This window comes from Streptomyces sp. NBC_01317, assembly GCF_035961655.1.
Lineage (GTDB): Bacteria > Actinomycetota > Actinomycetes > Streptomycetales > Streptomycetaceae > Streptomyces.
In genome coordinates this window covers 7169725-7195401 of sequence record NZ_CP108393.1, presented here as the reverse complement: position 1 = coordinate 7195401, position 25677 = coordinate 7169725, and the positions used below count along the sequence as shown (strand labels likewise).

The window sequence follows — 25677 nt, the reverse complement described above, 5'->3', positions numbered from 1 at the left end:
TTCGAGACCGGAAGAAAAAGAACAAGCTCAGGAGGTACGGACGGCGTGGCCGTTGCCGTCCTGGTGTGTCATATACGCCTTGGTGACCTGACCGTTCGCGTCACACTCGGTCGCGGCAAGAGGGAGAAACTCGGGAAACTCGTCATCTTCGGCCTTAACCAAGACGTTGAGTTCCAGGGTGTTCTTGTGCACGTTTCGGGAATTGTATTTGCTCTCCTCGAGCGGGAAGGTCTTCGCGCCCTTTTCCATGAACAGTTTGCCGGTCACAGCGCCCTGCTTTAGCTCGAGGGTGAACGTTCGGGGGTAGACCCCGTTTTCGGTCGTGTAGTCCTGCTTGAGTTCGAAGGACGCCGCGTCCTCGGCCCCGGTCCAGCTGGCCAGGGTGGTCCCGCAGGCTGCGGCCTGGACACTCGGCGCGGCGGACGCCGTTCCCGTCCCACACATCAGGGCTCCCGTGACGGCCAGCGTCGCGGCTCCGTGGGCGAGACGTGTTCGTGCTCGTGTCATCTATTCCTCGCGTTTCCCCCAGGGCTGACGGGATTCCCCGGGGTCAGGGTCCGGCCCCGGGGAATCCCGTCGACCGTTCAGCCTTGACCCTAGAGACGGTTGCCTTCATCGACCGGCCGCGAATCGCCGGGGGTAGTCCGCACGAGTCAGGACCCGGCCCGACGTTCTCGAACAACGTCTCGTACAGCCTGCTCGAATCGGCCACACGTCGGTCACCAGCGCACGGAGATCTCCCCGCCCTTGCCGTGGCTGACACTGCAGCTTCGGATTCGCGTCGATGAGCCCCGTCACCCCGCTACGACGTCGGCAAAGACCTGTCCCGTAAATTGATCTCCAGAGGGCGGCGTTCGGTCGGGCGCGCGGCCTTGCTGGGGCCTCTGTTCGTGTGCTGTGCCGCTTCAGGCCCGTGCGGGGAAGTCAGGATGGTCGTTGTAGGGCGAAGCAAGGTCACGCAGGTCGTGGCACGGCCAGGGATCGCGGGCGTGACGGGCCAGGATGCGCCGTTTGGCTTTGATCTCGCGCAGGACGCGGGCCGGGTCGTGCAGAGCCACGTGTCGAGCAATCGTGGGGTGGAAGCTGGAGAGGTCGGCCTGGCAGAAGTCGACCGTGTGTCCGTTGGCAGTCCACGTCCCGCATCCGTCGTCACCGTCGCAGCGCCGGGCCAAGTCGGCCTCCTCATCCAGCCGCGCCTCGATGAACCTCACTAGTTCTTCAGTCATAGGAGCATTCTCGACGTTGTGCTGGGCACCATGAAACGATCTTGTGGTGTCTGGTGTGATCACGGCGTCGGAGCCGTCCTGGATAGCCCCGTTCACCGGGCTGAGCCCCCGTCTGTTCGGGAGGTGGGTGACGGTTCTACGGCGGAGGGCGCGGACGCGGCCCGCAGGGGCCGGCCGTGGGGTCTGCCGCTGGAGGACCGGGCTCTGCTGGTCGCGGCTTACTGGCGCACGAACCTGACCATGCGCCAGTTGGCCCCGCTGTTCGGGGTTTCCAAGTCGGCGGCGGACCGGATCATCGATCATCTCGGGCCGATGCTCGCCCTCCAGCCCCGGAAGCGGTTCGCGAAGGACACCGTGCTGATCGTGGACGGCACCCTGGTGCCCACCCGCGACCACACCATCGCCGAGCAGTCCAAGAACTATCGGTACTCCACGAACCACCAGGTCGTCATCGACGCCGATACCCGGCTTGTCGTCGTGGTCGGCAAGCCCTTGCCCGGCAACCGCAACGACTGCAAGGCATGGGGGGAGTCCGGCGCGAAGGCCGCCGTCGGCAAGACCATGACGATCGCCGACGGCGGCTACCCGGGCACCGGGCTCGTAATGCCTCACCGACGCCGGAAAGGCGAGGAGTTGCCGGTCTGGAAGCAGGTCCACAACAAGTCCCACAAGCAGGTCCGCGCCCGCGTCGAGCACGTCTTCGCCCGCATGAAGACCTGGAAGATCCTCCGCGACTGCCGCCTCAGAGGCGACGGTGTCCATCACGCCATGCTCGGCATTGCCCGGATGTACAACCTCAACCTCGCCGGATAGGCGACCGGTCGGACTGGTCCGACCACGTCCACACCGGTCAGAGATCATTTACGGGACAGGCCTAAGACCGTCAAGCGGCCCGAGACCCTCAAGGCCATCAGCAAGCCTGGAAGATCTTGGTAGATAAAGAACAAGCTCAGTCTCCCGGCGGCGTGAGGGGGGTGGGGTCGGAGGAGGTGCGTGTGTCCGGACGTAAAGCGTGTTGTGTGGCGCATGACTACCGTGAATGTCCGGAGACCCTGAGGCGCCGTAAAACATGCAGTCCGGACATACGTACCTCCGCAGGCCCCGCCCCCCGTCACCACGGCACACCCAGCCCGTCCGGCGATTGAGGACAAGCAGTAAGCGCAACGGACAACGGGCGCAACGTCTAGAAGACCCCAAGAGCCCCCGCGGCCCCCACCGCCCCCAAGATCATGAACACCGGCGTCAGAACCTTCAGCTCCACCCAGCTACCGGCACGGAACCGCATCGGCTTCGGGGGGCCCAGCGCGTACCACCGCTTACGACCCAGCGGGATCGGCCACAGGATCGGGCAGCCCGAGACCGTCAGCGCGTCCCCGATGTCGTGGACCAGCGCGCCGAGCACGATCGGCAGGCCCAGCCACAGGTACTCCTGGCCGGGCGCGCTGAACAGCCAGTCCGAGCCGTTGCCGGGCTGGTCCAGAATGCCCGCGAGATTCCACGCGGACGTCGCCCCCAGGAGCCACACCAAGATGTCGCTCGACATCCTCGCGGCCCGCCACAGCAGCCCCTCCACCGCCAGGACCAGGTGCACGAAGAGGATGAAGAGCACCGCCCAGCGCCCGCCCACGAGCGCCAGCCCCGACGCGCCCGCGCCGATCGCGACGGCCCACAGCCAGGTGTGCGTGAGGGTGCGGTGCCCCCCGCTCCTGCGGGGATCGCCGGGCTTCTTCGTCGACTTGTAGACGGCGTACGACAGCTTGTCGACGATCTCGCAGAGCCGCTTCGAGACCGGGCCGAACGCCCTCGATATCGTCGCGGCCTTGTGATCCAGGTCGGGGGCCAGCGCGGCCCCCGCGGTGATCAGCGCGCCGACCACCAGAACAGGCCACGGCATGCTGTGGCCGGCGGCGGCCGCCGCGGCGCCCACCCCCAGCCAGGCCGCAGCCCCTGACAGTGAGTGTGCCGGTCCCATCATGCGCGTACCCGCCCCATTTCAGTTGTGGTGAAGCTCAGTTGACAGGGCAGAGTACCGCTCATGATCTTCGGCCGAGCGGCCGGTTCCCGCCGGAGGGCGTGAGGCAGGCAAGATGGGGTGGTGACCCTCATTGATCAGCTGCCGCCGACCGCCGACCCCGACGCCCTTTTCGAGGCCTTCACCACCTGGGCCGAGGGCGAGGGCATCACGCTCTACCCGGCTCAGGAAGAGGCGCTGATCGAGGTGGTCTCCGGGGCCAACGTGATCGTTTCGACCCCCACGGGCTCCGGGAAGAGCCTGATCGCGGCGGGTGCGCACTTCGCCGCGCTGGCGCAGGACAAGGTCACGTTCTACACCGCGCCGATCAAGGCGCTGGTCTCGGAGAAGTTCTTCGACCTGTGCAAGCTCTTCGGCACCGAGAACGTCGGGATGCTGACCGGCGACGCGTCCGTCAACGCCGACGCCCCGGTCATCTGCTGCACGGCGGAGGTGCTCGCCTCCATCGCGCTGCGGGACGGCAAGCAGGCGGATGTCGGCCAGGTCGTGATGGACGAGTTCCACTTCTACGCGGAGCCGGACCGCGGCTGGGCCTGGCAGATCCCGATCCTGGAGCTGCCGCAGGCGCAGTTCATCCTGATGTCCGCGACCCTCGGCGACATGTCGCGGTTCGAGGAGGATTTGACCCGCCGTACGGGCCGGCCGACCACGGTCGTCCGGTCGGCGACCCGGCCGGTGCCGCTGTACTACGAGTACAAACTCACGCCCATCACCGAGACCCTGACCGAGCTGCTGGAGACCAAGCAGGCGCCGGTCTACATCGTGCACTTCACGCAGGCCGCCGCCGTGGAGCGGGCGCAGTCGCTGATGAGCATCAACATGTGCAGCCGCGAGGAGAAGGACCGGATCGCCGACCTGATCGGCAGTTTCCGCTTCACCACCAAGTTCGGCCAGAACCTCTCGCGGTACGTACGGCACGGGATCGGGGTGCACCACGCGGGCATGCTGCCCAAGTACCGGCGCCTGGTCGAAAAGCTCGCGCAGGCAGGGCTGTTGAAGGTCATCTGCGGTACGGACACGCTCGGCGTGGGCGTCAACGTGCCCATCCGTACGGTGTTGTTCACCGCCCTGACGAAGTACGACGGCACGCGGGTACGGACGTTGCGCGCCCGGGAGTTCCATCAGATCGCCGGGCGGGCGGGGCGGGCCGGCTTCGACACGGCCGGGCTGGTCGTCGCGCAGGCGCCCGAGCACGTCGTGGAGAACGAGAAGGCGCTCGCCAAGGCGGGCGACGACCCGAAGAAGCGCCGCAAGGTGGTCAGGAAGAAGGCGCCCGAGGGCTTTGTCGCCTGGTCGGAGACGACCTTCGACAAGCTGATCGGCTCCGATCCCGAGCCGCTGACCTCGCGTTTCCGGGTCACGCACACCATGCTGCTGTCGGTCATCGCCCGGCCGGGCAACGCCTTCGAGGCGATGCGCCACCTGCTGGAGGACAACCACGAGCCGCGCAGGCAGCAGCTCCGGCACATCCGCCGGGCCCTCGCCATCTACCGCTCGCTGCTGGACGGCGGGGTGGTGGAGCGCCTGGAGACCCCGGACGCGGAGGGCCGGATCGTCCGGCTCACCGTCGACCTCCAGCAGGACTTCGCGCTCAACCAGCCGCTGTCCACCTTCGCGCTGGCCTCGTTCGAGCTGCTGGACCCCGAATCGCCGTCGTACGCACTGGACATGGTGTCGGTCGTCGAGTCCACGCTGGACGATCCGCGGCAGATCCTCGCGGCCCAGCAGAACAAGGCGCGCGGCGAGGCGGTCGGCGCGATGAAGGCCGACGGGATCGAGTACGAGGAGCGGATGGAGCGGCTCCAGGAGATCACGTACCCGAAGCCGTTGGAGGAGCTGCTCGTCCACGCGTACAACGTGTACCGCACCAGCCATCCGTGGGTCGGCGACCACCCCGTCTCGCCCAAGTCCGTGATCCGGGACATGTACGAACGGGCGCTGTCGTTCACGGAGTTCACGTCCCACTACGAGCTGGCCAGGACCGAGGGCATCGTCCTGCGCTATCTCGCGGGCGCGTACAAGGCGCTGGAACACACCATTCCGGACGATCTCAAGTCGGAGGATCTGGAGGATCTGACGGCCTGGCTCGGTGAGATGGTCCGTCAGGTGGACTCCAGCCTGCTGGACGAGTGGGAGCAGCTGGCCAACCCCGAGGTGGAGACGGCCGAGCAGGCGCAGGAGAAGGCGGACCAGGTACGGCCGGTCACGGCCAACGCGCGGGCCTTCCGGGTCCTGGTGCGCAACGCGATGTTCCGCCGCGTGGAGCTGGCCGCGCTGGACCGCGTCAACGATCTGGGCGAGCTGGACGGCGAGTCGGGCTGGGACGCGGACCGGTGGGGCGAGGCGATGGACGCGTACTGGGACGAGTACGAGGACCTGGGCACGGGTCCCGACGCCCGCGGGCCCAAGCTGCTGGCCATCGAGGAGGACGCCGAGCACGGCCTGTGGCGGGTCAGGCAGACGTTCGCCGACCCGAACGGCGATCATGACTGGGGCATCGGCGCGGAGGTGGACCTCGCGGCGTCCGACGAGGAGGGCCGGGCCGTCCTGCGCGTCACGTCGGTGGGCCAGCTCTCCGCGGTGCGCTGAGACCCGATCGGGAGAACAAGGGCGACAAGGAGCACACCACACCATGACCAACCCCGCCGAGCGGCTCGTCGACCTCCTCGATCTGGAGCGGATCGAGGTCGACATCTTCCGCGGCCGCAGCCCCCAGGAGTCCCTGCAACGGGTCTTCGGCGGCCAGGTCGCGGGCCAGGCGCTGGTCGCGGCCGGCCGTACCACCGACGGCGACCGGCCGGTCCACTCGCTGCACGCGTACTTCCTGCGCCCGGGCCGTCCCGGCGTGCCGATCGTCTACCAGGTGGAGCGGGTCAGGGACGGCCGGTCGTTCACCACCCGCCGGGTGACAGCCGTGCAGGAGGGCCGGACGATCTTCAATCTGACGGCTTCCTTCCACCGCCCCGAGGAGGGCGGGATCGAGCACCAGCTGCCGCCGCGCCTGGACTTCCCCGACCCCGAGTCGCTGCCGACGGTCGCGGAGGAGGTACGGGAGCATCTGGGCGCGCTGCCGCAGTCGTTGGAGCGGATGGCCAGGCGCCAGCCGTTCGACATCCGGTACGTGGACCGGCTGCGCTGGACCCAGGAGGAGATCAAGGACGCGGATCCGCGCAGCGCGGTGTGGATGCGCGCGGTGGGGCCGCTGGGCGACGACCCGCTGGTGCACACCTGCGCGCTGACGTACGCGAGTGACATGACCTTGCTGGACGCCGTACGCATCCCGGTCGAGCCCCTGTGGGGCCCGCGCGGGTTCGACATGGCATCTCTGGACCACGCCATGTGGTTCCACCACCCGTTCCGCGCCGACGAGTGGTTCCTGTACGACCAGGAGTCGCCGATCGCGACGGGGGGCCGGGGCCTGGCGCGCGGCCGGATCTACGACCGGGCGGGCACGCTGCTGGTGTCGGTGGTGCAGGAAGGTCTCTTCCGGCGCCACGCCGTCGAGGGATAGGCAAGGGGCCGCCGGGTCAGAAGCCGGGGATCGGGTCCTGGTCGGCCTCGCGCCGCCGGGTCCTGACGTCCGGCGCGGGCGGGTGCAGCTTGGCGTCGCAGTCGGGCCCCAGACCGCTGCGCCGGGACGCCGTACCCCTCAGCGGGCGGCCGCACATACGGCAGCGGACCAGGCGGCCGGCGGGCTCCGGCACGGCACCCGGCAGGGGCGGACCGGCCGCGGGTCCGTCCGGCGGGAACAGGTCCGGCAGCGGGGAATCGGGCATGTCCCACGTCTACCACCCCGGCCGCCGCGCCGGTACGGCCGGCCCGGTCCGCGAGCACCGAGCCCCCTGACCGCCGCCTCGTCGGCAGGTCCACAATGGGGGGAGGACCACCGCCTGCACCAAGGAGACCCAGGATGACTCTGTACGAAATTCCGCTGCGCACCCTCGCCGGTGAGCCGACCTCGCTCGCGGCGTACGAGGGCAAGGCCGTCCTGGTGGTGAACGTGGCGTCCAAGTGCGGTCTCACCCCGCAGTACGCCGGCCTGGAGCGGCTCCAGAAGGAGTACGGCGACCGGGGGTTCACCGTGCTCGGGGTGCCCTGCAACCAGTTCGCCGGGCAGGAGCCGGGCAGCGCCGAGGACATCCAGACGTTCTGCTCGGCGACGTACGGGGTCAGCTTCCCGCTGCTGGAGAAGACCGAGGTGAACGGTGACGCTCGTCACCCCCTGTACGTGGAGCTGACGAAGACGGCCGACGCCGAGGGCGGCGCGGGCGACGTGAGCTGGAACTTCGAGAAGTTCCTGCTCTCCCCGAAGGGCGAGGTCGTGGCCCGCTTCCGGCCGACCACGGAGCCCGGGGCACCGGAGCTGGTCGCGGCCGTCGAGGCCCAGCTGACCGCCTGACCGCCGACCGCCGTACGGCCGTCCCCGCCGGGAGGTTCCGGCGGGGACGGCCGTACGGGAGCGCACACGCCCTAGCGGATCGGCATGCCCGACAGCGTGCGGGCGATGACCAGGCGCTGGATCTCGCTGGTCCCCTCGAAGATCGTGTAGATCGCGCTGTCGCGGTGCATGCGCTCCACCGGGTACTCCCGCGTGTAGCCGTTGCCGCCGAGTATCTGGACGGCCTGCGCCGTGACCTCCTTGGCGGTCTCGCTGGCGTACAGCTTCGACATCGAGCCCTCGGCCGCCTCGAAGGGCCGCCCCGCCGCCGCCATCCAGGACGCCCGCCACACCAGCAGGCGCGCGGCGTCGATGCGGGTGCGCATGTCGGCCAGCTGGAAGGCGATGCCCTGGTTGTCGATGATCGGCCGGCCGAACTGGGTGCGGGTCCTGGCGTAGTCGAGCGCGACCTCGTACGCGGCCCTGGCGGTGCCGACCGCCATCGCGCCGACCGCCGGGCGGGAGGCCTCGAAGGTGGCCATGGCCGCGTTCCGCACCCGCTCGGCGCCGGGCGCCGCCGCGCGCTCGCGGGCGCGGGCGAGCCGCTCGTCCAGTTTCTCCTTGCCCCCGAGCAGGCAGTGGCCGGGGATCCTGGCGTCCTCCAGAACCACCTCGGCGGTGTGGGAGGCCCGGATGCCGTGCTTCTTGAACTTCTGGCCCTGGGAGAGTCCTGGCGTACCGGGCGGTACGACGAAGGAGGCGTGGCCCTTGGTGCCGAGGGCCGGGTCGACGACGGCGACCACGACGTGGACGTGGGCGATGCCCCCGTTGGTCGCCCAGGTCTTGGTGCCGTTGAGGACCCATTCGTCCTTGGCCTCGTCGTAGACGGCGCGGGTCCGCATGGCGGCCACGTCGGAGCCGGCGTCGGGTTCCGAGGAGCAGAAGGCCGCCAGTTTCACGTCGTCGGCGTCGCCGTACATCTGCGGCACCCACGTGCCGATCTGCTCCTCCGTACCGTTGGCGAGGACTCCTACGGCCGCCAGGCCCGTTCCGACGATGGACAGGGCGATGCCCGCGTCGCCCCAGAACAGCTCCTCCATCGTGAGGGGGATCCCGAGGCCCGTGGGGTCGAAGTACTGCTGGGCGTAGAAGTCGAGGGAATAAATTCCGATCTTGGCGGCTTCCTGGATGATCGGCCAGGGAGTTTCCTCACGCTCGTCCCACTCGGCGGCGGCCGGGCGGATGACGTCCGCGGCGAAGCCGTGGAGCCAGTCACGTACCTGCTTCTGGTCGTCGTTGAGTTCGAGCGTGAACTCGGCCATCGTGCCCCTCCGGTACTGTGTCGCCTGCGTTTGTTACTGGCGGTAACCGCAGTCTGTTACCCGCAAGTAGCCGATGTCAACCGGCCAAGGAGCGGGCGGCATTGCCTGGGGGCGGGGTGTTACGTTGCCCGGGCGTCACGGATATATCGCAGGGCGGGGAGAGACACGATGGAGACCACACAGCAGGCCGAGCAGCAGCGATCGGCGCGGCAACGCCGGCGGCAACTGCTGGAAGCCGCGGACCGGGTGGTGCTCCGGGACGGCCCGCAGGCCTCCATGAACGCCATCGCCGCCGAGGCGGGCATCACCAAGCCGATCCTGTACCGGCACTTCGGCGACAAGGGCGGGCTGTACCGGGCACTGGCCAAGCGCCACACGGACGCGCTGCTGGACGCCCTGCGGGCCGCGCTCGACGCGCCCGCGGAGCGCCGCCAGCGGGTGGAGGCGACGCTCGACACGTACCTCGCGGCGATCGAGGCGAGGCCACAGGTCTACCGCTTCCTGATGCATCCGGCCGAGGACAGCCAGCCGTCCGAGCAGGGCTTCGACGTGGGCCGGCATTCGGTCCCGCTGCTGCGGCGCCTGGGTGAGGAATTGGCCAAGGTCATCGAGGAGCGCGTCGACCTCGGTCCCAGCAGCGAGCAGCTGGCGCGGGTCTGGGGCCACGGCATCGTCGGCATGATGCACGGCGCGGGCGACTGGTGGCTCGGCGAACGGCCGTGCCCGCGCGAGCAGTTGGTGCACAGCCTGGCGGACCTGCTGTGGGGCCGGCTGGCGGTCGCGGGCGACCGCACGGGCGGACCGGCGTTCTGAGGTGCCCCCGACCAGGACGAGGGCGGTACGGACCGGTGCCGTACGGGTTCCGCGTACCGGAGATCAGACCGTACGGACGCCCGGCACCCGGCGCCCCGCCCGCAGCGCCCTCGACCTGCGCCACCCCGTGAGCCGGTCGGTGTACACCGTCCCCTCCAGGTGGTCGCACTCGTGCTGGAGGCAGCGGGCGAAGAAGCCGGTGCCCTCGACCCGTACCGGCGCGCCGTCCAGGGTGAATCCCTCCACGACGGCCCGGTCGTACCGCTCGGTTCCGGCCTCTACGCCCGGCAGCGAGAGACAGCCCTCGGGCCCGCGGAGGACGATGCCGTCCACCTCCGTCAGCCGGGGATTGACGAGGTGCCCGAGATGACGGACGTCCTCGTCGTCCGGGCAGTCGTACACGAACACCCGCCGGTCCACCCCGATCTGACTGGCCGCCAGGCCGACACCCCGGGCCTCGTACATCGTCGCGAAAAGGTCCTCGACCAGCGCCGCGAGCGCGGGACCGAAGTCGGTGACGGGTGCGCAGGGGGCGTGCAGCACCGGATCGCCCAGCAATCTCATGGCTCGTACTCGCCCGGAACTGCCGGGGATCGGACGGTTTCGCATGACGCTCAGGGTACGGTCCAGCGTGACCTCCGCCTTCTGCCCGGTGCCGCGGTTCGGGGCCCTGGCCGGATCTCGATAGGCTGACCCACGGACCGACGCAAGGAGGATCAAGGACGATGGCAGGCAACACGGAGCCGCTGTCGCCGCGGGCCAAGTTGGCCGTGACGGCGGGCAAGGCCGCGGCGGCGGTGTCGCGCGCGGCTGGCCGCGGCAGCGGATCGGTGATCGGCGGGAAGGTGGCGCTGAAGCTCGACCCCGATCTGCTGGGGCGGCTGGCGCAGCACCTGGACGTCATCCTCGTGTCGGCGACCAATGGCAAGACCACCACCACACGGCTGATCGCCGAGGCGCTGGGCGCCGCGGGACCCGTCGTGTCGAACGCGCTCGGCGCCAACATGCCGGCGGGGATCACCTCCGCCCTGGCGGGCGGTTCCGACGCGAAGTACGGCGTGATCGAGGTGGACGAGAAGTACCTCGCCGGTGTGGCGCGGGACACCACGCCGAAGGCGATCGCACTGCTGAACCTCTCGCGCGACCAGCTCGACCGCGCCGCCGAGACGCGGATGCTCGCCGAGAAGTGGCGTGAGGGCCTGGCCGGTACGAAGGCCGTCGTCATCGCCAACGCGGACGACCCGCTGATCGTCTGGGCCGCCTCCTCCTCCCCCAACGTGGTGTGGGTGGCGGCGGGCCAGGAGTGGAAGGACGACGCCTGGTCGTGCCCGTCCTGCGGTGGTGTGATGCAGCGCCCCGGGGACGACTGGTTCTGCGGCGAGTGCGGTTTCCGCAGGCCGTCGCCGAGCTGGGCCCTGCACGGCGACCACGTCCTGGACCCGCACGGGTCGGCGTGGCCGATCCACCTCCAGCTGCCGGGCCGCGCGAACAAGTCGAACGCGGCCACCTCCGCCGCCGTCGTGGCGACCTTCGGGGTGCCGCCGCAGGTGGCGCTGGAGCGGATGTACCAGGTGCAGGCCGTCGCGGGACGGTACGACGTGGTGTCCTTCCACAACCGCGACATCCGGTTGCTGCTGGCGAAGAACCCGGCGGGCTGGCTGGAGACGTTCTCCCTGATCGACCCGCCGCCGACGCCCGTCGTGCTGGCCGTCAACGCCCGGGGCGCCGACGGCACCGACACCTCCTGGCTGTGGGACGTGGACTACACCCGGCTCGCCGGGCATCCGATCTTCGTCCTCGGGGACCGCAAGCTCGACCTGGCCGTCCGTCTCGAAGTGGCCAATCTCGACTTCCGGGTGTGCGAGACGCTGGACGAGGCCGTCCAGCTGGCACCGCCGGGCCGCATCGAGGCGATCGCCAACTACACCGCGTTCCAGGACCTGCGCCGAAGGGTCGGTAACTGACCGATGGACCCCCGGACCCAGAGAGCTTCGGAAAGGCGAGCGAACATGAGCGAGAGCAGCCTGCGGCTGGTGTGGATCTATCCAGACCTGCTGAGCACGTACGGCGACCAGGGCAACGCGCTGGTCGTGGAGCGCCGTGCCAGACAGCGCCGCCTGGGTGTCACGCGCGTGGACGTCCGCAGTGACCAGCCGATCCCGACCTCCGGCGACATCTATCTGATCGGCGGCGGTGAGGACCGGCCGCAGCGGCTGGCCGCCGAGCGGCTGCGCCGGGACGGCGGGCTCAGCCGTGCCGTGTCGAACGGCGCGATCGTGTTCTCGGTCTGCGCCGGCTACCAGATCCTCGGCCACGAGTTCATCAACGACCTGGGCGAGCGCGAGGCCGGCCTCGGGCTGCTCGACGTGGTCTCCACCCGCGGTGAGGGCGAGCGGTGTGTCGGTGACGTCCTCGGCGACATCGACCCGCGGCTCGGCCTGCCGCAGCTGACCGGATTCGAGAACCACCAGGGCGTCACCCACCTCGGCCCGACGGCCCGGCCGTTCGCGCAGGTCAGGCTGGGCAAGGGCAACGGCACGGGGGACGGTACGGAGGGCGCGTACAACGACACCGTCTTCGGTACGTACATGCACGGCCCGGTCATGGCACGCAATCCGCACATCGCGGACCTGCTGCTGAAGCTGGCGCTGGACGTCAACGCGCTGCCGCCGACCGACGACCGCTGGTACGACGCGCTGCGCGCGGAGCGCATCAACGCGGCCGTCCAGCCCGCCTGAGGCCCCGCTCACGGCCCGCCCGGCGGCCCGTACGTACCCCTCGCGGGTCCGTCGCGGAGCCCCGGGCGGCTGTCCAGCAGTCGGACGGCAGGTTCGGTCCTGACATCCCGCGCCGGTAGGCTGGCGACGATCGGGCCGGACAGAGTGGTGCGGCCTCCAGCCCACGTTGCAAAGGTATTCCGGGCCATGCGAATTGGTGTGCTCACCTCAGGCGGGGACTGCCCCGGCCTCAACGCCGTCATCCGGTCCGTCGTACACCGCGCCGTCGTCGACCACGGCGACGAGGTGATCGGCTTCCACGACGGCTGGCGGGGTCTCCTGGAGTGCGACTACCGCAAGCTCGACCTGGACGCGGTGGCCGGGATCCTGGCGCGGGGCGGTACGATCCTCGGCTCCTCGCGGGTCCAGCCGGCGCACCTGCGCGACGGGGTGGAGCGGGCCAGGGGCCATGTCGCCGACCTCGGTCTGGACGCGATCATCCCGATCGGCGGCGAGGGCACGCTCAAGGCGGCCCATCTGCTGTCCGAGGCCGGGCTGCCGATCGTCGGGGTGCCGAAGACCATCGACAACGACATCCCCTCGACGGACGTGACCTTCGGTTTCGACACGGCCGTGGGGGTCGCCACCGACGCGCTCGACCGGCTCAAGACCACCGCCGAGTCCCACCAGCGGGTCCTGATCGTCGAGGTCATGGGCCGCCACACCGGCTGGATCGCGCTGCACTCCGGCATGGCCGCCGGGGCCCACGCCATCGTCGTCCCCGAGCGTCCCTTCGACATCGGTGAGCTGGCGGCGCTGGTCGGCAAGCGGTTCTCGGCGGGCAAGCGGTTCGCGATCGTGGTGGTCGCCGAGGGCGCCAAGCCGCGTGAGGGCTCGATGAAGTTCGACGAGGGCGGCACGGACGTGTACGGGCACGAGCGCTTCGCCGGGGTGGCCGGGCAGCTGTCCGTGGAGCTGGAGCAGCGGCTCGGCAAGGAGGCCCGTCCGGTGATACTGGGCCACGTCCAGCGCGGCGGCACGCCGACCGCGTACGACAGGGTCCTCGCGACCCGGTTCGGCTGGCACGCGGTCGAGGCGACCCACCGGGGCGAGTTCGGCATGCTGACGGCGCTGCGCGGCACGGACATCGTGATGGTGCCGCTGTCCGAGGCCGTGGCGACGCTCAAGACGGTGCCCGCCGAGCGGTACGCCGAGGCGGAGTGCGTGCTCTGAGTTCCCGTACACGTTCCCGTATGCCTGAAGACACCGCCCCCGGTCGCGATCGCGGCCGGGGGCGGTTCTAGTCTGGTGCGGACAACCGGCACGAATCGCCGCGGCACCACTCGTCACTCGGGAGCGCACGGATGGATCACAGCGGGCACGGCATGACCATGGATCTGCCGCCGTTCACGCTGGGACGGGCGCTGGAGTACTCCCCCGACTACTTCTTCCTGACGGGCTGCCTGCTCGCGCTCGTGCTGTACGGCTGGGGCGTGGTGCGGCTGCGCCGGCGCGGCGACGGCTGGCCCGCGGGCCGTGCCGTCGGGTTCACGCTCGGCGTGCTGACCGTGGCGCTGGTGATGTGCACGAAGCTGAACGACTACGGCATGGTCATGTTCAGCGTGCACATGGTCCAGCACATGGTGATCAGCATGGTGTCCCCCATCCTGATCCTGCTGGGCGCGCCGGTGACACTGGCCCTGCGGGCCCTGCCGGTGGCGCGGCGCCGGGGTCACAAGGGGCCGCGTGAGCTGCTGCTCGCGGTCCTGCACAGCGGTTTTGTACGGGTCATCACGCACCCGGCCTTCACCATCCCGCTCTTCATCGCGAGCCTCTACGGGCTGTACTTCACCCCGCTCTTCGACTTCCTGATGGGGTCCAAGACCGGGCACCTCGCGATGATGGTGCACTTCCTCACCGTGGGCCTGGTCTTCTTCTGGCCGATCATGGGCATCGACCCGGGGCCGCACCGGCCGGGCTATGTGATGCGGATGCTGGAGCTGTTCGCCGGGATGCCGTTCCACGCGTTCTTCGGGATCGCGCTGATGATGGCGAGCGAGCCGATGATCGGCGCGTACCGTACGCCTCCGGCCTCGCTCGGCATCGACGCCCTGAGCGACCAGACGGCGGCGGGCGGTATCGCCTGGGCGTTCAGTGAGATCCCGTCCGTGCTGGTGCTGGTCGCCCTGGTCTTCCAGTGGTACCGCTCGGAGCAACGGGTCGCGACCCGCTCCGACCGGGCCGCCGACCGGGACGGGGACAAGGAGCTGGTGGCGTACAACGCCTATCTCGCCTCGCTCCGGACACGGGGACAGTAGCGCGAACCACCCGTCCGGGGCGACGATAGCCCTCACGGCCCCGGCCGGGAGGAGGACGTACATGTCCGGTTCCACAAAAACGATGGGTGGCATCACCGTCGGTGCGCTGGTCCTGGTGACCGCCTACACGGCGGCGCTGGGCAGCAACGGATGGCTCTGGTTCGGGTGGGTGGTACTGGGACTGCTCACGATCGGAATGGCCGCCTCGCGTTCCTGAAACTCGTGACGAAGTGCGCGTACGACAAAGGCACCGCTACACACGTAGCGGTGCCTTTGTCGTACGCGCCCCGGCGGTGAGCCTTGTCGAGCAACCTTCGGGTTGCACTTCAGTGGGCGTGGTGCAACCATTGAGTTGCACATCCGATCGAGTCGAACGAGTCAAACGAACCACCGGAGGTACTGCCATGTCGGAATCCGATGACCGCATCGAACGGGAGATCACCATCGAGGCGCCGCCGGAGCGCGTCTGGGCCGTACTCACCGAGCCCGCGCACGTGGGGAGTTGGTTCGGACAGGGGCAGCCCACCCCCGTCGACCTGCGCCCCGGGGGCACCATGTACCTGGACCACGGCGCGTACGGCCAGTTCCCGACGACGATCGTGACGGTCGACCCGCCGCACCGCTTCTCGTACCGCTGGGCGAGCGCCTACCCCGGCGAGCAGGCGACGGAGGGCAACTCCACCCTGGTCGAGTTCACGCTCGCGGCCGAGGGCGAGGGCACCCGGCTGCGTGTGGTGGAGACCGGCTTCGCGGATATCGTCATCCCCGAGGACCGGATCGACACGGCCTCCAAGAAGAGCCACACCGAGGGCTGGACGGACATGGTCGTGAACCTGAAGAAGTACGCGGAGCAGCTCGCGGCATGACGGAGGACGCTGACCGGGACACCGTCGGGGAGGTGCTGTCCGCACTGGCGGACCCGACCCGTCGCCGGATCCTCGACGCCCTCGCCGCCCGCGGTGAGGCGACCGCGACGGTCCTGGCGGCGGAGCTGCCGGTCAGCCGCCAGGCGATCGTCAAGCACTTGGCGGTCCTGGACCGCGCGGGGCTGGTGGCCGGCCGCCGGGCGGGGCGTGAGGCGCGGTACGCGGTCAGACCGGCCGGACTGGGCGCCACGGCACGGTGGATGGACCGGATCGCCGCCGAGTGGGACGGCCGGCTGTCCGCGATCAAGCGGCTGGCGGAAGCCGACGATCCGGCCTGAGCGGCAGACGCCGGCGGCCCCCGCACCCGACCTGACCGGGTCTGGTGCGGGGGCCGCCGGCTTTCCGGGCCGGGTACCGGTCCTACTTGGTCTCGGGGGTACGGACCGGAGCGTTGCCGTTCAGGTTCGGGGACGCTGGGGCGCCGCCGTTGCCGGTCGTGCCCGTCGTGCCGGGGCGCTGGAGCGAGTTCAGGATCGCCAGGCCCTGGCTCACCAGGCCCGCCACCATCTCGTTGAGGCCGTCGGTCCCGTTGAGGACGGTCAGGTTGGCGCCGGCCATGCCCCGCGCCGCCGCGTCGGCGAGGGCGGGCAGGTTCTCCACCGTCCGGTTGGCGGCGATGAGTTCCTGGTTGCCGTTCTTGAGGGACTCGGCGCGGGCGCTGTTCGCGTCGGCCTGGGCCTGCGCGAGCGTACGTTCCGCGTACGCCGAACCGTCCGCCTCGAACTTCGCCCGGTCACGGGAGGCTTCGGCCAGCGTGCGCTGCCGGTAGGCCTCGGCGTCCGCCGGACGCCTGACCTCGGCTTCGAGGCGCTGTGCGGCCAGGAGCGCCTGGCGTGTCGCCAGCGAGGTCTGCTCCTCGATGACTTCCTGGGAGGCCCTGGCCTCGGCCAGCGGTCCCGCCTGCGCGGCGCGGGCGTTGACCTGCTCCGTCTCGGCGTGGAAGCCCGCGCGCTTGATCGCGGTGTCCCGTTCGTACTCGGCCTTCAACGCGGCGGCCTGCTGCTCGCGTTCCGCCGCTTCCTGGTCGGACTTCGCCTGGGCGATACGGGCCTGGCTGGCGACGGCCGCCGCGTGCGGGGCGGCGAGGTTCTGGATGTAGCCGGTGGCGTCCTCGATCTCCTGGATCTGCAAGGCGTCGACCACGATCCCGAGTTTCTCCATCTCGCTGTGGCTGCCCTGCTTCACCTCCTGGGCGACCCGGTCACGCTCGCGGATGATCTGTTCGACGGTCAGTCCGCCGATGATGGAACGGAGGTGACCGGCGAAGATCCGGCCCACCAGCTCCTCCATCCGGTCCTGCTCGGCGAGGAAACGCCGGGCCGCGTTGGCGATCGACACGGCGTCGTCGCCGACCTTGAAGACGGTCACCGCGCGCACGTTCAGCCGGATGCCCTGCTGCGTGACGCAGTCCTCGACTATCTCCGCCTCCCGCAACGCGAGGGACAGCATGCGGGCCTTCTGCTTGATGGGCATGACGAAGCTGCCGTGCCCGGTGACGATACGGAACTGCGTGTCCTGCGCCTGGCGTTTGGAGCCGGAGATGAGCATCGCCTCGTTGGGCGCGGGAACATGCCAGAACAGCATGGTGGGACTCCTGTCGTACCGCGTGGTGCGTGTGTGGGGTTGCTCAGGAGGGAAAGGGCTCCACGATCACCGAGCGGGCCGAGATCGACTCGACGACGATCACGCGGAGGTTCCTGCCGATCGGCCGGTCCGACCAGGCCGCGTAGGCCTCGGATCCGCCCCGTACGGCGACCAGTACTTCGCCCGGACCCTCGGCGGGGATCGGAACGGTGACCCGCCCGATCGCGCCGACCGGGCTCTGCGCGGAGTCATCTGCAACGGACATACGTCGTCGCCCCACCCGTTTCCCTGGCGCGGGGCTCCCCGGCGCCGGGCGCCGCTCCGCGCTTATGCACAGCCGGTGTGTCAGCCGCGATCATGAGCGACCACGCCTTCCGGAGGACCGTGCCTCCGACGTCGTTCCTCGTCGAGGACGCCACCGGCAGAACGGCCGATGACGACGGGTCCTCGATACCTTTCACAGTACTCCGCGAAGGGTCAGGAAAGGCTTACTGTCGGCGATGTTCCCGGGCCCCACCCCGGGGTACCCCCGGAAAGGAACTTAGTCTAGCCTTACCTAAGTTTTGCGCCCGGTCCGTGGGCGCGGGCAGGGATTCCGGAGGGGCGCGGTGGAGTGCGGTGGGGGCTGAAGTCCCAGCAGGACGGGTCGTCCTGAGGCGAGTGGTCACCGGACAGCGGCGCGATGTGCTCCTCGCCTCGCTGCTCGCGGCCGGGCACCAGGGCGGCGAGGCCCTCGTCCCCGTCCTGGTCGGCGTGGTGATCGACCGGGCCGTCGCCGAGGACGACGGAGGGGCACTGGGTCTGTGGATCGGTGTGCTCGCCGTCGTCTATGTCGGACTCTCGTTCAGCTTCCGGCACGGCGCCCGCCTCTCCGAGCGGGCCGCCGTGGTCGCCGCGCACGAGCTGCGGACCGCCCTGGTGGCGCGCGTGCTGGAGCCGGGGGGCGGGGCGGAGGCCGGACGGCTGCCCGGCGCGCTCACGAACCTCGCCACCGAGGACGCCAAACGGGTCGGCGCCGTCACCGTCGCCGTGATGGAGGCCGCCGCCGCGCTCACCGCGCTCACCGTGAGCGCCGTGGCCCTGCTCTGGATCTCCGTCCCCCTGGGACTGGTCGTCCTGCTGGGCACCCCGCTGCTGCTCTGGCTGGGCCACCTGCTGAGCAAGCCGCTGGAGCGGCGCAGCGAGGCCGAGCAGGAACGCGCCGCGCACGCGTCGGGCGTCGCCGCCGATCTGGTGGCCGGGCTGCGGGTACTCAAGGGCATCGGCGCCGAGTCCGCCGCCCTCGCCCGCTACCGGTCCACGAGCCGCGCCTCGCTGGGCGCCACACTGCGGGCCACCCGGGCCCAGGCGTGGCAGAACGGCATGACGCTCGCCCTGACCGGGGTGTTCCTCGGCCTGGTCGCCCTGGTCGGCGGCCGGCTGGCCGCGCGGGGGGACATCAGCCTCGGCGGGCTGGTCTCGGCGGTGGGTCTCGCGCTGTTCCTGCTCGGGCCGCTGCAAGTGGCCGGCTGGGTGAACGCGGAGCTGGCCCAGGGCCGCGCGTCCGCCGCGCGGATCGCGGAGGTGCTGTCCGCTCCCCCGGCCGTGGTGCCGGGGCCGGGCGCGCCGGCTCTGCCTGTACGGGGAGAGGTCAGGCTGCGTGAGGTGTCGTACGGCGGGCTGCGCGGCTTCGAACTGGCCGCCGCGCCGGGTGAGTTGCTCGGAGTCGTCACGACGGACCCGGCCGACGCCCTGGCGCTGCTGCACTGCCTGGGACGGGTGGCCGACCCGGACTCGGGGTCCGTGGAACTGGACGGTACGGCCCTCGCCACGCTCGATCCGGCGCTGGTCCGTGACGTGTTGCTGGTGGCGGGCCACGACGCCGATCTGTTCGAAGGGACCCTCCTGAGCAACGTGTCGGCCGCCGCCCCGGACCCCGCCGACACCGGACATCTCCGGCGGGCGATGGCGGCGGCGGGCGCGGACGAGGTCGCCGACACCCTGCCGTACGGCGCGGAGACGACGGTCACCGAGCGCGGACGCTCCCTGTCCGGCGGGCAGCGCCAGCGCGTGGCACTGGCCCGGGCGCTGGCCGCCGAGGCGCCGGTGCTGGTCCTGCACGATCCGACGACGGCGGTCGACGCGGTCACGGAGGCCCGGGTGGCGGGTGCGGTACGGGAGTTCCGGCGCGGCCGTACGACGATCCTGGTCACCGCGAGCCCCGCGCTGCTGGCCGTCACCGACCGGGTGGTGCTGGTGGACCGGGGGCGCGTGACGGACACGGCCGCGCACGCCGACCTGGTACAGCGGCACGAGTCCTACCGGACGGCGGTCTTCGCGTGACGGACAACTTCGGTATGACACCGGGCGACTCGGCCACCCCCTCGGCCGGGGCGCCCGCCGGGGCGGACGGCCGGACCCTGCTGCCCACCGCCTCGGTCCGGCGCACCCGTGCGGCCGTACGGGAACTGGTGCGCCCCCACCGGGGGTTGGCCCTGGCCGGACTGGTCACCATGGTCGCCGCCACCGCCGTCGGGCTGCTGATCCAGCCGACGCTGGGCCATATCGTCGACGCGGTCACCGAGGGCCGGCCGGCCGGTGCGCTGACCGCCCCGGTGGTCCTGTTGGTCGTGGTCGCCCTCGTCCAGGGCGCGGCGACCGGGCTCGGGCTCTCCCTCGTCTCCCGGCTCGGCGAGACCGTACTCGCCCTGCTGCGCGAGCGGTTCGTGGACCGCGCGCTGCACCTGCCCCTGGAGCGGGTGGAGGGCGCGGGCTCGGGCGACCTGACGGCGCGGGTCACCGGAGACGTGTCTCTGATCGCCGACGCGGTGCGCAACGCCCTTCCCGAGCTGGCCCGTTCGGTCCTGGCGATCGTCCTCACGCTCGGTGCGCTGGCCCTGCTCGACTGGCGGTTCTTCCTGGCCGCGCTGCTCGCCTTTCCCGTACAGGCGCACACCGCGCGCTGGTACCTGCGCAACGCGGCACCGCTCTACGCCGAGCAGCGCGTCGCCAACGGGGCCCAGCAGCAGCAGTTGCTCGACACCATCGGGGGCGGGCCGACCGTGCGCGCCTTCCGGCTGGAGAAGGAGCACACCGGGCAGGTCACCGCCCGGTCGTGGTCGGTGGTCGGGCTGACGATGCGCGGGGTGCGGCTGATCCTGCGCTTCTACAGCCGCCTGCACCTCGCGGAGTTCACCGGTCTGGCCGCCGTCCTGGTGGCCGGCTTCCTGCTGGTGCGGGCCGACGCCGTGTCGATCGGTACGGCGACCGCCGCGGCCCTCTACTTCCACAGCCTCTTCACGCCGGTCAATTCGGCGCTGATCCTGATCGACGACGCCCAGTCGGCGACGGCGGGGCTGGCCCGGCTCGTCGGGGTGGCCGATCTGGCACCGCCCGTACAGCCGGAGCGGCCGGCCGTGCCGCAGGACGCGTCCGTCACCGTCCGGGGCCTCACGCACGCGTACCGCACCGGCCATCCCGTCCTGCACGGGGTGGACCTGACGCTGGCCCCCGGGGAGCGGGTCGCGCTGGTCGGGGCGAGCGGCGCGGGCAAGACCACCCTGGCCAAGATCGTCGCGGGCATCCACCGGCCGCGGGAGGGCACGGTCCTGATCGGCGGCGCGGACCTCGACGCGCTCGGCCCTGCGGCGGTCCGCCGGGCCGTCGCGCTGATCACCCAGGAGGTCCACGTCTTCGCCGGACCCCTCGCGGACGACCTGCGGCTGGCGCGCCCCGGCGCGACGGACGCGGAACTGCGCGAGGCGCTGGACCGGGTCGACGCGCTCACCTGGGCCGACCTGCTTCCGGACGGCCTCACCACGGTCGTCGGCGAGGGGGGCCACCGGCTCACCAGCGCCCAGGCCCAACAGCTCGCCCTCGCCCGGCTGGTGCTGGCCGACCCGCCGGTCGCGGTCCTCGACGAGGCCACGGCGGAGGCGGGCAGTGCCGGGGCGCGTGCCCTGGAGAAGGCCGCCGCGCGGGCCGTGGACGGCCGTACGGCACTGATCGTGGCGCACCGGCTGACGCAGGCCGCGACCGCGGACCGGGTGGTCGTGATGGACGCCGGCCGGATCGTCGAGTCGGGGACGCACGACACCCTGCGCGCGGCGGGCGGGCGCTACGCCGCGCTGTGGGAGGCGTGGTCGGACAGCCGCGAGGCGGCGGGCCCGTGACCGGGCTTTCCCGAAGCGGGCCGTGACCGTACTTCCCGAACGCACCACTCAACCCCCCGCATCCACCCACCAGAGAAGCACCACCGATCACGAAGGACCTCTTTGATGGCCCGCACACTCCGTGCCGACCGGCTCGCCGCCGCGTTCGCCTCCGTCCTGCTGCTCTTCGCCACCGTCGCCGCCTGCGGCTCGGACCCGGAATCGGGCTCCGGCTCGAAGCCGGGCGCGGCGGCCGAGGACAAGGACTCGGCGGCGCCCGGGTCGTACCCCGTCACGATCGCCCACAAGTTCGGCAGTACGGTCGTGAAGTCGGCGCCACAGCGGATCGTCACGGTCGGCCTGACCGATCAGGACGCCGTGCTCGCGCTGGGCGAGGTCCCGGTCGGCACGACGGAGTGGCTGGGCGCGTACAAGGGCGCGCTCGGCCCCTGGGCGACGGCGAAGCTGGGCGGCGGGGCCGTACCGACGCTCCTCAAGGACCCCGGCACCGGGCCGCAGACCGAGCGGATCGCGGCGCTGAAGCCCGATCTGATCGTCGCGCTGTACTCGGGGCTCACCAAGGAGCAGTACGAGACGCTCTCGAAGTTCGCGCCCGTGCTGGCGCAGCCGAAGCAGTACAACGACTACGGCATCCCGTGGGAGCTCCAGACCGAGACGATAGGCAAGGCGCTCGGCAAGGAGGCGGAGGCGAAGAAGCTCGTCGCCGGGGTGGAGGCGAAGTTCGCCGCCGCGCGCGAGGCGAATCCGGCGTTCACCGGGGCGACGGGCGTGATGGCGACCCCGTACGAGGGCATGTTCGTCTTCGGCAGCCAGGACCCGCGCTCGCGGCTGCTGACGTCGTACGGCTTCAAGCTGCCGACGGGGCTCGACAAGGCGATCGGTGACCAGTTCGGCGCGAACATCAGCAAGGAGCGGACGGATCTGCTGAACCAGAAGGTGGCGGTGTGGTTCGTCGGCGACCCGGTCAAGGACGCGGAGAAGCTGCACAAGGACCCGACGTACGGGGATCTGCCGGTGGTGAAGCAGGGGCGTGAGGTCTTCATCAAGGAGACCAGCGACTACGGGAACGCGCTGTCGATGGGGACGGTGCTGAGCCTGCCGTACGCGCTCGACCGGCTGGCGCCGCAGCTGGCGGCGGCGGTGGACGGGGACCCGGCGACGGTGGTGGCGCAGCCCGCGTCGTGATGTGACACGTGCGGTGACCGCACCCCGGCCGGGCGGGTCCTGGCCGGGGTGCGGTCATTTGCCTGATTACCTAACGAATAATCAGTAAGGGTTCATTTCTCGCAAGCCGCCTATATACCGCAAACATAATGCGGTGTCATATTCCTGCCAGATCACCCCGTTCATCTCGTTGAACCGATCAGGGGAAGGCAGGGACATGAGCAGATTCAGGTACGGAACCACGGCGCCGGTCATCGCGCTGGCCGCCTTGGGAGCGCTCGTCACCACGGGAGGCACGGCTCACGCGGAAGCGGGCCAGGACAGCATCACCATGCTGAAGCAGGAGAAGAACCAGTGGTGCTGGGTGGCCTCCGGGCTGACCATCGCCAAGTTCCAGGGCTTCGGCTCCACGCAGACGGACTTCTGCGACCGCGCTCAGCCCTCCTACGGCTGCAACAACCAGCCCGCCACGCTCGGCGACATGGCCAAGGGATGGAGCAGCCTCGGCATGACCCACACCGGGTCGGGCCTGAACAGCGCGGCCACGTTCGACCAGGTCTACACGGACGTCAAGGCGGCCCGGCCGGTCGGTGCCCGCATCGGGTGGACGTCCGGCGGGGGCCACATGAACGTGGTCTACGGCTTCGACACGGCGAACACGACGATCGCGGTGGCCGACCCGTGGCCGGACACCACCACGTACACGTGGTGGAAGTACAGCGACTACGTGAGCAACAGCTCGTCCAAGTGGACCCATTCCCGCATCGGTATCTCCCGCTAAGGCAGGCAACATGCGTGGCACCAGCGGCACCAGAATGTCCGGCGGGCGGGCGGCCCGCTCCTCCCGTCTCTCCGTCCTCCTCGCGGTCGGCGCGTCCGCGCTGCTGTCCGTCGTCGGTCCGGCGTACGCGGCCCCGGCCAAGGACCCGCTCCCGGCCGACATCCCCGACTACCGGGCCGCCCTCGACGCGGTGAAATCCACCGACGTCCTCAACACCGTCTGCCGGTTCCTGCGCACTCCGGTGCCCACGGGCGAGGCGAGCACCCGGGTGCAGACGATCCCCGACACGGCCGAGCCCTGCCAGGGCCTCCCCGCCTTCACGATCAAGGACCCGGTCGCGCGGAACGAGATCACCCCCGGTTTCGCGGCGGGAACCGCCCAGCCGCTGGCCACCGAGGCGATCAGCCTGACGGGGCTGGTCTCCTCGCTGAGCACCAGCGTCAACGGCCGCGACGCCACCGTCCTGCTCGCCCCCACCCAGGGCGGCGGCTGGCACCTGGCGGCCGTGCGCGACGGCAACAGCGAGGCCGGATACGCCGGCCGGGCCGGCGTGGGCACGCTGGTCTTCACCGAGCCGCAGATCCGTGGCTGGTACCGGCTCAGGCTCACCACCGTCGAACCGCTCAACGACCAGGCCCGGGAAGGACTGGGCGGCAAGGCGTCGGTGTCGCTCCGCGACTACCAGAAACTGGTCAAGGCCCGCTACGCCGACAAGCTGCCCGGCTCGGAGTACGACTCCAAGGGCTTCTCCAGCGGCTACGAACTCCAGCGCGCGGAGACCGGCTCCTCGCCCTCCTCGCCCTCCACCCTGCTCCTCGCCGGCGGGTCCGGCACGGCACTCGCCCTCGCGGGCGGCGCCGCCGTGTTCCTCCGGCGCCGTCGTCCCGGTACGCGCTGAACCGGCCCACGTAGGTCCCACTCTGTAGGCCCCCCGCTCCGCCCCGGCGGACGGGGGTGAACCTCTCGCATGTCGTGCTCGTGTGTTATTCCGGTAGATACGGGTCGAAGAGTGCATCCACCACTCAGACGGCTTCCCCATCCGTACCCGCTGGACCAGCACGAAGGGCTGTCATGAGTAACCACCCGTTCCGTTTCGGCGTGAGTCTGATCAACGTCGGTTCCCGCTCCGCCTGGCGTGATCGTGTGCGCGAGGTGGAGGACCTGGGGTACGACGTGCTCCAGATGCCTGATCATCTGGGCATGCAGTCGCCGTTCCCGGCTCTGGTGGCGGCCGCCGACGTGACCACCATGCGGCTGGGCACGTACGTGCTCAACGCCGGCATCGCCAGTCCCGCCTACCTGGCACGGGACGTCGCCGACACACAACGCCTCACCGACGGCCGCCTGGAGCTGGGGCTCGGCGCGGGATACATGCCGAACGAGTTCGAGGCCGTCGGCCTGCCCTTCGGTACCGGAGGGGAACGTCTGGGGAAGCTGGCGGCCACCCTGGCCGCGACGCGTGAGCTGCTGGCGGCGGAGGCGGACCGGCCCGTGCCGCCGATCATGCTGGCGGGCTCCGGCGATCGCATGCTGCGTTTCGGCGCACGGGAGGCGGATATCTTCAGCTTCTCCATCATGGCCGGGGTGACGGAGGGCGTGCCCCCCGAGGAGGCGTTCGCGCGTCGCGTCCGCGTCCTGCGCGAAGCCGCCGGCGAGCGGGCCGACCGGATCGAGCTGAACCTGTTCGTCGCCGCGGTGGGCGAGAGCGCCGAGCAGCTGGATCTCGCGATCATCCGGCAGGCCAGTGGTTTCGACGATGCCGCGCTCAATCAGCTGCCCGGTGTGCTGATCGGTTCGGCGGGTGAGATCGCGGATCGGCTGCGGCGGTACCGGGAGGAGTACGGCGTCAGCTACATCAGTGTGCTGGATCCGCACCGGGCCGCGTTCGCGGAGGTCATCAAGCACCTGCGGTGACGTCGGCGCGGAGCGCTCACGCCGGGGCTCCGCCCCGGGCCCCGGTCCTCAGTCGCCGGACGGGCTGATAGGGGTCGCCGGACCAGAAAGAGGCGGTCGGGGCTCCGCTTCGAGCCCCGACCAAGGGACAGACCTGACGGTCAGAGGGTCAGGCTCTTCGGGCGGAGGTCCGTCCAGTTCTCTTCGATGTACGTCAGGCACGACTCGCGGGTCGTCGGGCCGTGGGTCCTCGTCCAGCCCGCCGGGATCTCCGCGAAGTCCGGCCACAGGCTGTGCTGGCCCTCGTCGTTGACCAGGACCGAGTAGACGCCCTCGGGGTTCTCGAACGGGTTGCTGCTGCTCATGTCGGAT

Annotated in this window: 26 protein-coding genes and 1 pseudogene; 18 read left to right on the top strand and 9 right to left on the bottom strand. The window is 70.6% G+C overall.

From position 1 onward, the window contains the following. Positions 1–27: 27 nt before the first annotated feature. Together OG349_RS31375 and OG349_RS31370 are read right to left on the bottom strand one after the other, a co-directional pair. Positions 28–507 (bottom strand): hypothetical protein, encoded by a 480-nt coding sequence (locus tag OG349_RS31375; RefSeq protein ID WP_327237791.1) that lies wholly within the window; start codon positions 505–507, stop codon positions 28–30. Between the two features lie 398 nt (positions 508–905). Beyond that, positions 906–1226, bottom strand: coding sequence for a DUF6221 family protein (locus tag OG349_RS31370; protein ID WP_327237790.1), 321 nt, complete (start codon positions 1224–1226; stop codon positions 906–908). 46 nt (positions 1227–1272) lie between these two features. On the opposite strand from OG349_RS31370, the pseudogene OG349_RS31365 reads away from it, so the two are divergent. Beyond that, positions 1273–2039 (top strand): annotated as a pseudogene (locus OG349_RS31365) (transposase). 370 nt (positions 2040–2409) lie between these two features. On the opposite strand, the gene OG349_RS31360 reads toward OG349_RS31365, so the two are convergent. Next, entirely contained in the window at positions 2410–3201 is a 792-nt protein-coding gene (locus tag OG349_RS31360; RefSeq protein WP_327237789.1) for a metal-dependent hydrolase, read from the bottom strand. Positions 3202–3321: 120 nt separating this feature from the next. On the opposite strand from OG349_RS31360, the gene OG349_RS31355 reads away from it, so the two are divergent. Next, complete coding sequence (locus tag OG349_RS31355; RefSeq protein ID WP_327237788.1) at positions 3322–5847, top strand: DEAD/DEAH box helicase; 2526 nt, start codon at positions 3322–3324, stop codon at positions 5845–5847. Between the two features lie 43 nt (positions 5848–5890). After that, complete coding sequence (locus OG349_RS31350; protein WP_327237787.1) at positions 5891–6769, top strand: acyl-CoA thioesterase; 879 nt, start codon at positions 5891–5893, stop codon at positions 6767–6769. 16 nt (positions 6770–6785) lie between these two features. On the opposite strand, the gene OG349_RS31345 is transcribed toward OG349_RS31350, so the two are convergent. Next, positions 6786–7034 carry a DUF6011 domain-containing protein gene (locus OG349_RS31345; RefSeq protein WP_327237786.1) on the bottom strand — a complete coding sequence of 83 codons (249 nt, stop codon included), beginning with the start codon at positions 7032–7034 and terminating at the stop codon, positions 6786–6788. A 134-nt stretch (positions 7035–7168) separates the two neighbouring features. Between OG349_RS31345 and OG349_RS31340 the strand changes: the two genes are divergently transcribed. Continuing rightward, positions 7169–7657, top strand: coding sequence for a glutathione peroxidase (locus tag OG349_RS31340; protein ID WP_327237785.1), 489 nt, complete (start codon positions 7169–7171; stop codon positions 7655–7657). Between the two features lie 71 nt (positions 7658–7728). On the opposite strand, the gene OG349_RS31335 is transcribed toward OG349_RS31340, so the two are convergent. After that, positions 7729–8958: an acyl-CoA dehydrogenase family protein gene (locus OG349_RS31335; RefSeq protein WP_327237784.1), complete on the bottom strand. Its 1230-nt coding sequence runs from the start codon at positions 8956–8958 to the stop codon at positions 7729–7731. Positions 8959–9126: 168 nt separating this feature from the next. Here OG349_RS31335 and OG349_RS31330 point away from each other — a divergent pair, with 168 nt between their 5' ends. Continuing rightward, positions 9127–9771, top strand: coding sequence for a TetR family transcriptional regulator (locus OG349_RS31330; protein ID WP_327237783.1), 645 nt, complete (start codon positions 9127–9129; stop codon positions 9769–9771). A 63-nt stretch (positions 9772–9834) separates the two neighbouring features. Here OG349_RS31330 and def read toward each other — a convergent pair whose 3' ends face one another. Next, positions 9835–10380, bottom strand: a complete 546-nt coding sequence (def, locus tag OG349_RS31325) for a peptide deformylase (RefSeq protein WP_327237782.1) — start codon at positions 10378–10380, stop codon at positions 9835–9837. Between the two features lie 116 nt (positions 10381–10496). Between def and OG349_RS31320 the strand changes: the two genes are divergently transcribed. The 7 genes from OG349_RS31320 (at position 10497) to OG349_RS31290 (ending at position 16010) form a co-directional block, all read left to right on the top strand. Beyond that, positions 10497–11735, top strand: a complete 1239-nt coding sequence (locus tag OG349_RS31320) for a MurT ligase domain-containing protein (RefSeq protein WP_167034684.1) — start codon at positions 10497–10499, stop codon at positions 11733–11735. A gap of 45 nt (positions 11736–11780) precedes the next feature. After that, positions 11781–12509 carry a type 1 glutamine amidotransferase gene (locus OG349_RS31315; RefSeq protein WP_327237781.1) on the top strand — a complete coding sequence of 243 codons (729 nt, stop codon included), beginning with the start codon at positions 11781–11783 and terminating at the stop codon, positions 12507–12509. A gap of 186 nt (positions 12510–12695) precedes the next feature. Next, entirely contained in the window at positions 12696–13721 is a 1026-nt protein-coding gene (locus OG349_RS31310; RefSeq protein ID WP_161307468.1) for a 6-phosphofructokinase, read from the top strand. Between the two features lie 131 nt (positions 13722–13852). Further along, the gene (locus tag OG349_RS31305; protein ID WP_327237780.1) at positions 13853–14806 is read left to right on the top strand and encodes a cytochrome c oxidase assembly protein; all 954 of its coding nucleotides are present in this window, start codon (positions 13853–13855) and stop codon (positions 14804–14806) included. 61 nt (positions 14807–14867) lie between these two features. Further along, the gene (locus OG349_RS31300; RefSeq protein WP_202532366.1) at positions 14868–15023 is read left to right on the top strand and encodes a hypothetical protein; all 156 of its coding nucleotides are present in this window, start codon (positions 14868–14870) and stop codon (positions 15021–15023) included. A 187-nt stretch (positions 15024–15210) separates the two neighbouring features. Next, on the top strand, positions 15211–15672 hold the full coding sequence (locus OG349_RS31295) for an SRPBCC family protein (protein WP_327237779.1): 462 nt from the start codon (positions 15211–15213) through the stop codon (positions 15670–15672). Continuing rightward, positions 15669–16010, top strand: a complete 342-nt coding sequence (locus OG349_RS31290; RefSeq protein ID WP_327237778.1) for an ArsR/SmtB family transcription factor — start codon at positions 15669–15671, stop codon at positions 16008–16010. The genes OG349_RS31295 and OG349_RS31290 overlap by 4 nt, the downstream gene beginning before the upstream one ends. Positions 16011–16092: 82 nt before the next feature. Here the strand turns inward: OG349_RS31290 and OG349_RS31285 are convergent, their stop codons facing one another. Both OG349_RS31285 and OG349_RS31280 read right to left on the bottom strand, forming a co-directional pair. Beyond that, a complete protein-coding gene (locus OG349_RS31285) occupies positions 16093–17316 on the bottom strand; it encodes an SPFH domain-containing protein (RefSeq protein WP_327237777.1) in 1224 nt (407 codons plus the stop codon). Positions 17317–17359: 43 nt separating this feature from the next. Further along, positions 17360–17581 (bottom strand): hypothetical protein, encoded by a 222-nt coding sequence (locus OG349_RS31280; RefSeq protein WP_202532365.1) that lies wholly within the window; start codon positions 17579–17581, stop codon positions 17360–17362. Positions 17582–17934: 353 nt separating this feature from the next. Here OG349_RS31280 and OG349_RS31275 point away from each other — a divergent pair, with 353 nt between their 5' ends. The 6 genes from OG349_RS31275 to OG349_RS31250 all read left to right on the top strand — a co-directional run bounded on the left by OG349_RS31275 (position 17935) and on the right by OG349_RS31250 (position 25326). Continuing rightward, a complete protein-coding gene (locus tag OG349_RS31275; protein ID WP_327237776.1) occupies positions 17935–19638 on the top strand; it encodes an ABC transporter ATP-binding protein in 1704 nt (567 codons plus the stop codon). A gap of 14 nt (positions 19639–19652) precedes the next feature. Continuing rightward, positions 19653–21467, top strand: coding sequence for an ABC transporter ATP-binding protein (locus OG349_RS31270; protein WP_327238797.1), 1815 nt, complete (start codon positions 19653–19655; stop codon positions 21465–21467). Between the two features lie 105 nt (positions 21468–21572). Beyond that, complete coding sequence (locus OG349_RS31265; protein WP_327237775.1) at positions 21573–22652, top strand: iron-siderophore ABC transporter substrate-binding protein; 1080 nt, start codon at positions 21573–21575, stop codon at positions 22650–22652. A gap of 196 nt (positions 22653–22848) precedes the next feature. Beyond that, positions 22849–23412, top strand: coding sequence for a papain-like cysteine protease family protein (locus OG349_RS31260; protein ID WP_327237774.1), 564 nt, complete (start codon positions 22849–22851; stop codon positions 23410–23412). A 10-nt stretch (positions 23413–23422) separates the two neighbouring features. Then, complete coding sequence (locus tag OG349_RS31255; RefSeq protein ID WP_327237773.1) at positions 23423–24310, top strand: hypothetical protein; 888 nt, start codon at positions 23423–23425, stop codon at positions 24308–24310. A 200-nt stretch (positions 24311–24510) separates the two neighbouring features. After that, on the top strand, positions 24511–25326 hold the full coding sequence (locus OG349_RS31250; RefSeq protein WP_327237772.1) for a TIGR03621 family F420-dependent LLM class oxidoreductase: 816 nt from the start codon (positions 24511–24513) through the stop codon (positions 25324–25326). 140 nt (positions 25327–25466) lie between these two features. On the opposite strand, the gene OG349_RS31245 is transcribed toward OG349_RS31250, so the two are convergent. Further along, entirely contained in the window at positions 25467–25670 is a 204-nt protein-coding gene (locus OG349_RS31245; protein WP_161310003.1) for an MbtH family protein, read from the bottom strand. Between the last annotated feature and the right edge of the window lie 7 nt (positions 25671–25677).

Coding starts and splice junctions, on each gene's coding strand:
- OG349_RS31370 (WP_327237790.1), bottom strand. CDS start 1,226: ATGACTGAAGAACTAGTGAGGTTCATCGAGGCGCGGCTGGATGAGGAG.
- OG349_RS31255 (WP_327237773.1), top strand. CDS start 23,423: ATGCGTGGCACCAGCGGCACCAGAATGTCCGGCGGGCGGGCGGCCCGC.
- OG349_RS31340 (WP_327237785.1), top strand. CDS start 7,169: ATGACTCTGTACGAAATTCCGCTGCGCACCCTCGCCGGTGAGCCGACC.
- OG349_RS31305 (WP_327237780.1), top strand. CDS start 13,853: ATGGATCACAGCGGGCACGGCATGACCATGGATCTGCCGCCGTTCACG.
- OG349_RS31290 (WP_327237778.1), top strand. CDS start 15,669: ATGACGGAGGACGCTGACCGGGACACCGTCGGGGAGGTGCTGTCCGCA.
- def (WP_327237782.1), bottom strand. CDS start 10,380: ATGCGAAACCGTCCGATCCCCGGCAGTTCCGGGCGAGTACGAGCCATG.
- OG349_RS31280 (WP_202532365.1), bottom strand. CDS start 17,581: ATGTCCGTTGCAGATGACTCCGCGCAGAGCCCGGTCGGCGCGATCGGG.
- OG349_RS31245 (WP_161310003.1), bottom strand. CDS start 25,670: ATGAGCAGCAGCAACCCGTTCGAGAACCCCGAGGGCGTCTACTCGGTC.
- OG349_RS31285 (WP_327237777.1), bottom strand. CDS start 17,316: ATGCTGTTCTGGCATGTTCCCGCGCCCAACGAGGCGATGCTCATCTCC.
- OG349_RS31345 (WP_327237786.1), bottom strand. CDS start 7,034: ATGCCCGATTCCCCGCTGCCGGACCTGTTCCCGCCGGACGGACCCGCG.
- OG349_RS31335 (WP_327237784.1), bottom strand. CDS start 8,958: ATGGCCGAGTTCACGCTCGAACTCAACGACGACCAGAAGCAGGTACGT.
- OG349_RS31375 (WP_327237791.1), bottom strand. CDS start 507: ATGACACGAGCACGAACACGTCTCGCCCACGGAGCCGCGACGCTGGCC.
- OG349_RS31260 (WP_327237774.1), top strand. CDS start 22,849: ATGAGCAGATTCAGGTACGGAACCACGGCGCCGGTCATCGCGCTGGCC.
- OG349_RS31270 (WP_327238797.1), top strand. CDS start 19,653: ATGACACCGGGCGACTCGGCCACCCCCTCGGCCGGGGCGCCCGCCGGG.
- OG349_RS31360 (WP_327237789.1), bottom strand. CDS start 3,201: ATGATGGGACCGGCACACTCACTGTCAGGGGCTGCGGCCTGGCTGGGG.
- OG349_RS31330 (WP_327237783.1), top strand. CDS start 9,127: ATGGAGACCACACAGCAGGCCGAGCAGCAGCGATCGGCGCGGCAACGC.
- OG349_RS31300 (WP_202532366.1), top strand. CDS start 14,868: ATGTCCGGTTCCACAAAAACGATGGGTGGCATCACCGTCGGTGCGCTG.
- OG349_RS31350 (WP_327237787.1), top strand. CDS start 5,891: ATGACCAACCCCGCCGAGCGGCTCGTCGACCTCCTCGATCTGGAGCGG.
- OG349_RS31265 (WP_327237775.1), top strand. CDS start 21,573: ATGGCCCGCACACTCCGTGCCGACCGGCTCGCCGCCGCGTTCGCCTCC.
- OG349_RS31295 (WP_327237779.1), top strand. CDS start 15,211: ATGTCGGAATCCGATGACCGCATCGAACGGGAGATCACCATCGAGGCG.
- OG349_RS31320 (WP_167034684.1), top strand. CDS start 10,497: ATGGCAGGCAACACGGAGCCGCTGTCGCCGCGGGCCAAGTTGGCCGTG.
- OG349_RS31310 (WP_161307468.1), top strand. CDS start 12,696: ATGCGAATTGGTGTGCTCACCTCAGGCGGGGACTGCCCCGGCCTCAAC.
- OG349_RS31315 (WP_327237781.1), top strand. CDS start 11,781: ATGAGCGAGAGCAGCCTGCGGCTGGTGTGGATCTATCCAGACCTGCTG.